Source organism: Neisseria sp. HMSC068C04 (assembly GCF_001810105.1).
GTDB lineage: Bacteria > Pseudomonadota > Gammaproteobacteria > Burkholderiales > Neisseriaceae > Neisseria > Neisseria flavescens_B.
Genome location: NZ_KV799962.1, coordinates 1 through 611, shown reverse-complemented (window position 1 = coordinate 611; position 611 = coordinate 1). Strand labels below are relative to the sequence as shown.

General features: G+C 40.1%; 2 protein-coding genes. Both read left to right on the top strand.

All coding sequences use genetic code 11. The annotated features are described in order from the left end of the window. The first annotated feature begins 14 nt into the window (after nt 1–14). Complete coding sequence (locus HMPREF2700_RS06750) at nt 15–287, top strand: hypothetical protein (RefSeq protein WP_283129691.1); 273 nt, start codon at nt 15–17, stop codon at nt 285–287. A gap of 13 nt (nt 288–300) precedes the next feature. Continuing rightward, nucleotides 301–504, top strand: a complete 204-nt coding sequence (locus HMPREF2700_RS06745) for a hypothetical protein (RefSeq protein ID WP_049336678.1) — start codon at nt 301–303, stop codon at nt 502–504. Nucleotides 505–611 lie beyond the last annotated feature (107 nt).

Sequence of the window (611 nt, the reverse complement as noted above, 5' to 3'; positions counted from 1 at the left end):
CATATTCAGCAACCCTGTTGGGAGCAAAACAATTTAAAGGCGAAATCGACGGTAACAAAATCGATTCTTGCACTGTCTTGATAGCAAGCCCTATGCCGTCAAACGGTAATGCTGTGGGCTTTACAGCGGCTAGCATGAAGTTTGGTGATAGCCATAATTTTGAGAAATTGAAAAATCTTAAATTCCCTTGCGCGGTTGATGTAACCGTCGCCATGGAATCAACAGGTAAAGGTCTTGTTCCAAAATTGCTTGATTTCCAAGTTAAAGGCGCAACGCCAAAGGCCTAAGAAAGGCTGAATCATGAGTAAGTATCAGCAAAAATTTATTGTTCAAGAACTAGAAAATCATGAATTCATCTATCCCGATCCATTCGGCGATATTGGCTTTACGCCTAACATTAAATCTGCCGGGCAATATGAAAGCTATGAAGATGCTTTCAGTTCGGCGATTGAAGAAATCGGCGGCGAATTTTTAATTTTCAGTTTTTATACAAAAGAAGATTAAGTTTAAGAGGCTCGGCGGGCGGTCTCTAAAACCTTCACATAGCCCGCAAACACATTTTTTTAAACATTTCGTAAAGGAAAACATCATGAAGTTGATGAACACTTGCC

Coding starts and splice junctions, on each gene's coding strand:
- HMPREF2700_RS06745 (WP_049336678.1), top strand. CDS start 301: ATGAGTAAGTATCAGCAAAAATTTATTGTTCAAGAACTAGAAAATCAT.